The following is a 9,036-nucleotide window of genomic DNA, read 5'->3' on the forward strand; positions in this document are numbered from 1 at the left end:
AGGAATTGACCTGGCAACCATCCGCGACAGCCTGCGCTTCATGCACCCGGACCTCTTGGAGAAGTATCTTGCCGGCCTCGCAAAGGCGGGACTGGAGGAAAGGGCGGAGGCGGTTTAGCCGCCCCCGCGCATACTCAGCCCTCGGCCAGCAACTTCCGCAGCTTGGCGAGCGCTGTGGCGCTATCCTCGCGATAGGCGATGGTCCCCTCGAAATTCCCCTCGCTATTGAGGAGGAAAATCGAAGCGGTGTGGTCCATCGTATAGTCCCCGTCTTCGAGCGCCACCTTCTGGTAGTAGATCGCCCAGGCCTTGGCCGCCTTTTCGATCTCTTCCGGCGTGCCGGTGATGCCGGTGACGTGACCCGTCCAGGAGACGTAATCGCCGATGATGTCGGCCGTGTCGCGCTCGGGATCGACGGTGACGAAATAGGCCTTCAGGTCCTTGGCCTCATCGCCGAGAGCCTCATACCATGAGGTCATTTCGGCGAGCGAAGTCGGACACACTTCCGGGCAATGGGTGAAACCGAAAAACAGCATGGAGGGCGCTCCGGCAAAACTCTGCCGATTGAACGCCTCCCCGCTTGCCGTCGTCAGCTGATAATCGCCATCGCCAAGGTTCTGCGCCACGCTGGGGCGTGTAGCAGCATAAGTGTAGAGCCCGACTGCGCCGAGGCCCGCGACGGCAACGAGTGTCCAGAGAACGGCGCGCAGACGCCCGAGATTACCCATGGTTGTGCGCCGGCGCATCGGCCGCGGTCGCCCCGGCCGTGAGGTCCACGGTCACCGTGCCGGCCTTCTCGAAGGTCAGCGTAACGGGAACCACATCGCCCTCGGCGATCGCACCCGTGAGCCCCATGAACATCAGGTGGAACCCGCCGGGCTCCAGCGTGACCGTCTCGCCGGCGGGGATTTCGAGCCCGTCCTTGAGCTGGCGCATCTTCATGACATCGCCTTCCATGGCCATTTCATGAATCTGGGCTTCCTTGGCGATATCGGTGCTGACCGAAACCAGCCGATCGGCTTCCGCGCCCTTGTTGGTGATGGTCAGGAAACCACCGCCCACGGGCGCATTGGGCAAGGTGGCGCGGGTGAAGGCGCCGGTGATTTCAATGGAACCGAGCACGACCATTTCGGCCTGATGCGTGGCATGGGCATCCTGCGCGAAAGTCGGCAGGGCGGGGGCAAAAAGCGCCGTAAAGGCAAGAGCGATGGCGGAAAGACGAAGCGTCATTTCGTGTCCTCGAAAAGCAAATGGGATTGAGGGCCGCAAAGCGGCCGGAAGCCGTGGATCAGGCGGCGCGAGGCGGCCCGCGCGGCTGCCCCGGATGCGCCATCGGGCGCAGCAGAGCGGCACCTGAATTGGCTTCGAAACGAACGCGTTCGGCAATCCGCAGCAGCGGCGGGTAGGCAACCGGAGGCAGCACTGCCACAAATTGCGATTTACCGACGCCCGTCAGCGGGCACTTGGCGGCCGTCGGCGTTTCATTGTCGCCACGCCCGGGATTGGCGACGGACGTACAGACCGACCAGGAAACGCTGGATTCGAAACCGAGCCGCGCCAGTTCGCGCTGCAGTCCGGCGGACTGATGCAGCGGCGCCAGCAGCACGAGCATATAGAGCGCCAGAACCGCAATGGCGGCGCCTATTTCTCGTCCAATATGGCGCATGCTTTTGGGCATGACGTCTCCCCGATACGGGATTTCAGCTACGCCTTGCTCACGCAAGAAGCAAGGCGCGCAGTGTCGCAGAGCTCGATCACTAGGCCGTGCGCGCCAGTTCGGCCTGATTGACATGGAACAGCGCGGCCACGACATCGGACTGCGTCACCATGCCCGCCAGCGTGCCCGCGGCATCCACCACAGGCACGTGGTGATGACCAGTCTCTGCCATCACCTGTACCACCCGCGCGATCGGCGTCGTCGTCGGCACCGAGCGCACGTCGCTTGTCATCACGTCGCGCACCTTGCCGCGCAGCGGCCGGTCTGAATTGCCGATGGAACGCAGGCGCCAGCCGAGGCCGGACCCGGTTGCCGAAGGCCCCCAATCCGCCTTGTCCAGCAGGTCCGTCTGCGTGACGATCCCCACCACGCGCCGCTCCGCATCCACCACCGGCAGTGCCTTGACCCCATTGGTCCTGAGGAGTTTCAGCGCAATGCGCAGCGACGTGCCCGGCATTACGCTCGCCACACTCTGCGACATCACCGCCGACGCAATTACCCCGCCCGAGCGGCGATTGAATGCCAGCACTTCGGCCCGCTGCAACACCGCTTCAAGGTCATCCGGATCGACCGGCACCACCTCGTCGCGCTCGCGGATGGCCGTCGTGAGATCCTCGATCGTTACCCCAAGCCCACCCGTCTTGCCCGCCGAAGCAACCGGCGCATGCACCTGCGCCCGATGCGGATAGACCTTGCCGGTCAGCCGGTTGTAGCCGATCGCCGCCACAAGCAGCGCAAGAGACCCCGCCAGCACCGGCCAGAGCACATAGAAAAACCCAAGGTCATGAATGGCCGGGCCGCCGAGCACCGCCGTCAGCGCCACCGCCCCGCTCGGCGGATGCAGGCACTTGAACGTCAGCAGCAAGCCAATGCTTACCCCCAACGCCAGGGCGGCGGCCACGCTCGCATCCGGCACCAGCATGGCAAACGCCACGCCCACCACCGCCGCAATCCCATTGCCACCAATGATCGACCAAGGCTGCGCAAGTGGGCTCGCCGGCACCGCAAACAGCAAAACCGCCGAAGCGCCCAGCGGCGCAATCAGCAGTGGCGCGGCCGAAGCCGGCAGGGCCAACCGCCCGATGATCCCGACCACCAGAATGCCCAGGCAAGCCCCCACGGCGGCGCGCAGGCGTTCGACCGGACTGACGGCAACAAGGTGCGGCACGAGGCGGGAGAGAAAGGCTGGAATTTTCATGGCCCTGTTTCCTAAGGCCGCCGCCCCGCCGCGCCAAGGCATGCCCAACCAAATGCGTTCAAAAAACTGAAACGGACTTCCGCGGGGAGACGTTGGAAATGGCCGATCCAAGACCTTATCCGTCGGCGTCGACCAATAGTTGTATGACAAGTGCTACACCAAGCGCCGCAAAACGAATGCCTATGCCAATAAAACACCGTAAGTTGCGGGATTTTCCATCGCATCCGGGAGCAACCTTACTAACCAGCGCTACGCGTCATCGATCCCTAGCACGCAGAAACATTCGACATTTAGCAAACACCTCTGACCTCAACCCAGAATGATGCGGTTGGATAAACCAATTCGTCACTTCGCTGGTGCATATCTGAATGAATCAGAGGCAGCACCATGACGCTTTCGCCTTCTACCGAGGGCAATTCCATTTCTGCGCAAATCGTCTGGGCCGCTGTGGTTCTGGCGATCTGCCTCGCTGCGGTAGCCGTGGTATCAGTCTCCTGGGCCATGGGACGGATCGATGATCGCGCCCTTGGCGAGCAAAGCCAGACCATCGAGGCGGCCCTTTTTGAAGCGAGAGCCCGCCTCGCTTCCGACCAGGCCGCAACGACCGTCACCCCTGCCGAAATCGCCGCTGAAACGGACGAACTCGACCGCCGCCTGACCACCGCGCTTGGACACGACCGCGCCTATATCCTGGCGCCCGACGGCAAGGTGCTGCGCGCCTCTGTCGATGGTCGCTATGCCGGCAAGATATTCACACTGGCAGATTCTTTCGTACTGCAGCCGATCATCGACCGGCTGCGCCTGCGTATCGCCCGGGCGGCCTTTGATGACCCCAGCCTGCGGTTCAACGACGCCGCGGGCCTTCTGGCGCTGAGGACAGTGGGCTTTGCCGATAGCGGACAAGGCTTTGTCAGCATCCGCCCGATCGGCTCGCTTGGCGGGGACAGCACCGACAACCCCACCGATGGCCATCTGCTGGTCTCGATCAAGTTGATCGACCAAGCGATGCTGCACGACATCGGCAAGCAATTCGGCATTGCCAACATTCGCCGTGTCGCCCACCCGACGGCCAGCGGCTGGCTGCCAATCATCAACCAGGAAGGCGACATCCTGACCTACCTGGCATGGACCCCGTCAAAGCCTGCCCAAGCGCTTTTGGGTGAAGCGGCGCCTGCACTCGCCACCATGCTGCTGATGGTGGGCATAGCCATGGCCGCCCTGCTGGTCTGGCTGCGCCGCACGTCCCTGACCATGGAAGCCAGCCGGGCGCACGCGACCTATTTCGCCCTGCACGATCCCCTGACCGGCCTTGCCAATCGCGCCCTCTTTGAAACGCGCCTCCGGCAGGCCAAGGACTACGAATTCCTTGCCGAAACCAAGGTGCTGCTGATCTCGGTGGATATCGACCACTTCAAGGAGATCAACGACTCCTACGGCCATGCTGCCGGCGACCAATTGCTGCGCGAAGTCGCCAAGCGCCTGATGATCGAAATGCCCGAGGAAGCCACCGTCGCTCGTCTCGGCGGCGACGAATTCGCCGTCATCCATCCCGGCATCCTGAGCGAAGGCCAGGCCAAGTGGATATGCCAGCGACTGATCCAGTATATCAGGACGCCGCTGGTCATCGGCAGCGAGCGGATCGATGTGACGCTGAGCCTTGGCGCGGCCCTTGCCAAGGGCAACGATGTCACGCCCGAGGAAATCCTGCGGCGCGCCGACGTCGCGCTTTATTCGGCAAAGCTCGCCGGACGCGATGGCTTTGCACTTTACGATCCGGAAATGGACCGCGAAAAGCGCGAGCGGCGCACGCTCGAAATCGAACTGCGCAATGCCCTCCTGACCGCGGACGGCCTGCGTCTTGTCTATCAACCCGTCTATGCCAGCGCGAGCGGCACAATCGCCGGTGCCGAGGCGCTCATCCGCTGGATGCACCCGACGCGCGGCCTGCTGTCGCCCGACCGTTTCATCGCGCTCGCCGAAGAATGCGACATCATCGATTCTCTTGGCGAATGGGTCCTTCGGGACGCCTGCCGCTTCGCGGTCTCATCGGGCCTGCCCCGGATCGCGGTGAATGTTTCGCCGGTCCAGTTTCAAAATGCCCGGCTCGCCGAGCGCATAATGGCGATCCTCGCCGAAACTGGCCTCGCTCCGGATCGGCTGGAAGTGGAAATCACCGAGGGCGTCCTGTTGCAGAATTCGCCCCAGACGCAGGAAACCCTTCGCACGCTGCGGCAGGCGGGCGTCAGCATCGCGCTCGATGATTTCGGCACCGGCTACGCCTCGATCAGCTATCTGCGCAGCTATGCCGTCGACAAGCTCAAGATCGACAAGTCCTATGCCCAGCTCGTCACCACTGACCCGGTGGTCGGCCACATCGTTCGCCTCATCATTGAAACGGCCGAGGCGCTGGGCATGCGCGTGACCGCCGAAGGTGTCGAGAGCGAGGACCAGCGTCGCAAGTTGACGGAAATGGGCTGCACCTATCTCCAGGGCTTCCTCTTTGCCCGGCCGCTCTCGCCTGAGGACATGCGAGACACCCTTGCAAGAGATTCTGAAACCCGCGCCAATCAGAAGTTTGCCTGACACCCGCAAGCTTCACGCAAAGGTCACGCACACCGCATAATCGCTTCACCCGACGCGCAGCGCGAGTGGCCCGCCCGGTTGGGTTTCTTCGCCTGTTCCACTACATATAAAGCACAGCAAGGTCTGGGAGCATTGCCATGCGCATCACCATGATAGGCAGCGGCTATGTCGGCCTTGTCAGCGGCGCCTGTTTTGCCGATTTCGGCCATGACGTCACCTGCGTTGACCTCAACGAACAAAAGATCGCCGCCCTGAAGGCTGGAAAAATTCCGATCTTTGAACCCGGCCTCGAAGGGCTGGTGGCCGACAATGCCCGCTCCGGACGCCTGACCTTTACGACGGACCTCGCGCCTGCCGTCGCCAATTCGGACGTCGTGTTCATTGCCGTCGGCACACCGTCCCGTCGCGGCGATGGCCATGCCGACCTCTCCTATGTCTATGCCGCGGCCGCCGATATCGCGCGGGCGGTCAAAGGCTTTACGGTCGTCGTCACCAAATCCACCGCGCCAGTGGGCACCGGGGACGAGGTCGAACGCATCATCCGCGAAACCAATCCGGCGGCCGATGTGGTGGTCGTGACCAATCCCGAATTTTTGCGCGAAGGCTCGGCCATCGAGGATTTCAAGCGCCCCGACCGCATTGTCGTCGGCCTGGAGGACGAACGCGCCCGCGACGTGATGACGGACGTCTATCGCCCGCTCTATCTCAATCAGGCGCCGCTGATGTTCACCGGTCGGCGCACGGCCGAACTGATCAAATATGCCGGCAATGCATTTCTGGCCATGAAGATCACCTTCATCAACGAGATTGCCGACCTCTGCGAACGGACCGGCGCCAATGTGCAGGACGTGGCTCGCGGTATCGGCATGGACAACCGTATCGGCGGCAAATTCCTCAATGCCGGGCCCGGCTATGGCGGCTCGTGCTTCCCCAAGGACACGCTGGCCTTGGTCAAGACCGGCCAGGATTTTGATACACCCCTGCGGCTCGTCGAAACCACCATAGAAGTCAACGACCGCCGCAAGCGCGCCATGGGGCGCAAGGTGATCGCGGCCATGGGCGGCAGCGTACGGGGCAAGACCATCGGCATCCTCGGCCTGACCTTCAAGCCAAACACCGACGACATGCGCGACGCCCCCTCGATCGCCATTATCCAGTCGCTGCAGGACGCCGGCGCAAAAATCCGCGCTTACGATCCCGAAGGCATGGAGGCGGCCAAAACCTTCCTCAACGGCGTGGACTACGCATCCGACGCGCACGACGCAGCGTCTGGGGCCGACGCCCTGGTGCTGATCACCGAATGGAATGCCTTCCGCTCGCTCGATCTCAGGCGAATTGCCGAGGCCATGGTCGGCAATGTCTTCATCGACCTGCGCAATGTTTATCGCCGCAAGGAAGTCGAGACAGCCGGCCTAAACTATGTCAGCATCGGCCGTCCGCAGGGCGCCACAGACACGGCGGCACAAGCGGCGGAATAGACCAAGCATAACCGCATTTCATAGACTGTGGGGGCAGTATGAATTCGGGCAAGGTTGCTCTGATCACTGGTATTACCGGGCAGGACGGTTCTTATCTCGCTGAATTTTTGCTGGAGAAGGGATATCGGGTACACGGTATAAGGCGACGATCATCTCTCCCGAACGAGCAGCGCATTGGCCATCTGGTAGAGGAACACTCCAATTCCGGAGTTACCCTCCACTATGGTGACCTCAGCGACGGTTCGGGCCTGACGCGGCTGGTCCGCGACATTGCCCCCGACGAAATCTACAATCTGGGGGCACAGTCCGACGTCAAGGTGTCGTTCGAGGCGCCTGAATATACCGCAGATGTCGACGGCCTCGGCACCTTGCGGCTGCTGGAGGCTATTCGGCTGCTCGGGCTCGAAGAGAAAACCCGCTTCTATCAGGCTTCGACCTCGGAGCTCTACGGTCTGGCCCAGGAAACGCCGCAGCGGGAAACGACGCCATTCTATCCGCGCTCGCCTTATGCCGTGGCAAAGCTTTTCGCCCACTGCACGACAATCAACTATCGCGAGGCCTATGGCATCTACGCGTGCAACGGCATTCTCTTCAATCACGAGAGCCCGCGTCGGGGCGAGACTTTTGCCACACGCAAGATCACCCGGGGGCTATGCAATGTCGCTCTGGGACTGGAACACTGCCTTCACATGGGCAATCTCGATGCCCTGCGCGACTGGGGCCATGCAAGGGACTATGTCCGCATGCAGTGGCTGATGCTGCAGCAAAACATTCCGGAAGACTTCGTCATCGCGACCGGCAAGCAATATGCAGTACGCGATTTCATCGGCTGGGCGGCGTCGGACCTCGGCATCACGCTGGAATTTACCGGGTCGGGGACCGATGAAATCGGTACCATCGCGCACATTGATGGCCACCTCGCCCGGCACTTGGCAGTCGGCGATGTCATTGTCCGCATAGACGCAAAGTATTTCCGCCCAACGGAGGCAGATTCCTTGCTCGGCGACCCCAGCAAGGCACGGGAAAAGCTCGGCTGGGTCCCGGAGATCAGCGCTCGCGACATGTGCCGGGAAATGGTCGAAGCTGACTACAAGACAGCACGGCACCATGCAGGGCTCATGACTGGCGCCTGAGCCCTGCAGTTCGCACTATGAGAGCTGCTTCGGCTGTAGCAGCTCAAACAGCGCCGAGTGGTCCTTGTCGCCCAGGCCGTTCGCCAATGCCTGTTGCATGATCTGCTGCAGGTTTGAGGCGTGCGGCAGGGCGAGGTCGAGGGATTTGGCGGCTTCGGTGGCGAGGCCTATATCCTTGAGGTGGAGGCGGATGCGGAAGCCTGGGTCGAAGGTGCCTTTGATCATGCGTTCGCCATGCACTTCGAGAATGCGCGAGGAGGCGAAGCCGCCCATCAGGGCGCTGCGGACCTTGGCAGGATTGGCGCCGGCCGCCTGGGCGAAGGCGAGGCCTTCGGCGACGGCCTCGATGGTCAGGCCGACGATGATCTGATTGGCGACTTTCGCAACCTGGCCATCGCCGACTTCGCCGATGCGGTTGATGTTCTTGCCCATGAGTTCGAAGAGCGGCCTGGCGCGGGCGAAGTCGGCTTCGGAACCGCCGACCATGATGGTGAGGGAGGCGGCCTTGGCGCCGACCTCACCGCCGGAGACCGGGGCATCCAGGTAGCCGGCGCCCTTTTCGGCGATGCGCTTGGCAAATTCGCGCGTGGCGACGGGGGAGATAGAGCTCATGTCGATGACGAGCTTGCCGGCGGATAGACCATCTGCCACGCCCGCTTCGCCGAAGAGCACTTTTTCGACGTCGGGGGTGTCGGGGACCATAAGGATGACGATGTCAGCAGCTTCGGCGACGGCTTTGGCGCTGTCGAGCGGCTTGCCACCGGCCTCGACAAGATGCTGTGACACGTCCTTGACCCGGTGGAGAAAGACTTCGTGGCCGGCTGCGATGAGATGGCCGGCCATGGGGCGGCCCATGACGCCGAGGCCAATGAAACCGATCTTCACGCCTGCGTCCTCCATGGCTCAAACCAGCCGAGTCCGGCGCTG

At 62.6% G+C, this 9,036-nt stretch carries 8 protein-coding genes; 3 read left to right on the forward strand and 5 right to left on the reverse strand.

Translation table 11 applies throughout. The features are described from left to right. Positions 1 to 134: 134 nt before the first annotated feature. From ABW043_RS11710 to ABW043_RS11725, 4 genes are all read right to left on the reverse strand, one after another. On the reverse strand, positions 135 to 728 hold the full coding sequence (locus tag ABW043_RS11710; protein ID WP_353921384.1) for an SCO family protein: 594 nt from the start codon (positions 726 to 728) through the stop codon (positions 135 to 137). Further along, the gene (locus ABW043_RS11715) at positions 721 to 1,230 is read right to left on the reverse strand and encodes a copper chaperone PCu(A)C (protein ID WP_353921385.1); all 510 of its coding nucleotides are present in this window, start codon (positions 1,228 to 1,230) and stop codon (positions 721 to 723) included. Before ABW043_RS11715 ends, ABW043_RS11710 begins: the two co-directional genes overlap by 8 nt. Before the next feature lie 58 nt (positions 1,231 to 1,288). After that, on the reverse strand, positions 1,289 to 1,678 hold the full coding sequence (locus tag ABW043_RS11720) for a hypothetical protein (protein WP_353921386.1): 390 nt from the start codon (positions 1,676 to 1,678) through the stop codon (positions 1,289 to 1,291). A 79-nt stretch (positions 1,679 to 1,757) separates the two neighbouring features. Then, positions 1,758 to 2,915, reverse strand: coding sequence for an HPP family protein (locus tag ABW043_RS11725; protein WP_353921387.1), 1,158 nt, complete (start codon positions 2,913 to 2,915; stop codon positions 1,758 to 1,760). A gap of 387 nt (positions 2,916 to 3,302) precedes the next feature. Here ABW043_RS11725 and ABW043_RS11730 point away from each other — a divergent pair, with 387 nt between their 5' ends. The 3 genes from ABW043_RS11730 (at position 3,303) to gmd (ending at position 8,109) form a co-directional block, all read left to right on the forward strand. After that, entirely contained in the window at positions 3,303 to 5,498 is a 2,196-nt protein-coding gene (locus ABW043_RS11730; protein ID WP_353921388.1) for a putative bifunctional diguanylate cyclase/phosphodiesterase, read from the forward strand. Positions 5,499 to 5,635: 137 nt separating this feature from the next. Further along, the gene (locus tag ABW043_RS11735; protein WP_353921389.1) at positions 5,636 to 6,976 is read left to right on the forward strand and encodes a UDP-glucose dehydrogenase family protein; all 1,341 of its coding nucleotides are present in this window, start codon (positions 5,636 to 5,638) and stop codon (positions 6,974 to 6,976) included. Positions 6,977 to 7,014: 38 nt separating this feature from the next. Then, the gene (gmd, locus tag ABW043_RS11740; RefSeq protein WP_353921390.1) at positions 7,015 to 8,109 is read left to right on the forward strand and encodes a GDP-mannose 4,6-dehydratase; all 1,095 of its coding nucleotides are present in this window, start codon (positions 7,015 to 7,017) and stop codon (positions 8,107 to 8,109) included. A 15-nt stretch (positions 8,110 to 8,124) separates the two neighbouring features. Here gmd and ABW043_RS11745 read toward each other — a convergent pair whose 3' ends face one another. Next, positions 8,125 to 8,994, reverse strand: a complete 870-nt coding sequence (locus ABW043_RS11745; protein ID WP_353921391.1) for a 2-hydroxy-3-oxopropionate reductase — start codon at positions 8,992 to 8,994, stop codon at positions 8,125 to 8,127. Positions 8,995 to 9,036: the final 42 nt, after the last annotated feature.

The sequence above is a fragment of the Devosia sp. genome, from assembly GCF_040509215.1.
GTDB lineage: Bacteria > Pseudomonadota > Alphaproteobacteria > Rhizobiales > Devosiaceae > Devosia.

What these genes read in the sequence shown, in the direction of transcription:
- ABW043_RS11710 (WP_353921384.1), bottom strand. Translation starts at nt 728, where the DNA reads ATGGGTAATCTCGGGCGTCTGCGCGCCGTTCTCTGGACACTCGTTGCC.
- ABW043_RS11715 (WP_353921385.1), bottom strand. Translation starts at nt 1,230, where the DNA reads ATGACGCTTCGTCTTTCCGCCATCGCTCTTGCCTTTACGGCGCTTTTT.
- ABW043_RS11720 (WP_353921386.1), bottom strand. Translation starts at nt 1,678, where the DNA reads ATGCCCAAAAGCATGCGCCATATTGGACGAGAAATAGGCGCCGCCATT.
- ABW043_RS11725 (WP_353921387.1), bottom strand. Translation starts at nt 2,915, where the DNA reads ATGAAAATTCCAGCCTTTCTCTCCCGCCTCGTGCCGCACCTTGTTGCC.
- ABW043_RS11730 (WP_353921388.1), top strand. Translation starts at nt 3,303, where the DNA reads ATGACGCTTTCGCCTTCTACCGAGGGCAATTCCATTTCTGCGCAAATC.
- ABW043_RS11735 (WP_353921389.1), top strand. Translation starts at nt 5,636, where the DNA reads ATGCGCATCACCATGATAGGCAGCGGCTATGTCGGCCTTGTCAGCGGC.
- gmd (WP_353921390.1), top strand. Translation starts at nt 7,015, where the DNA reads ATGAATTCGGGCAAGGTTGCTCTGATCACTGGTATTACCGGGCAGGAC.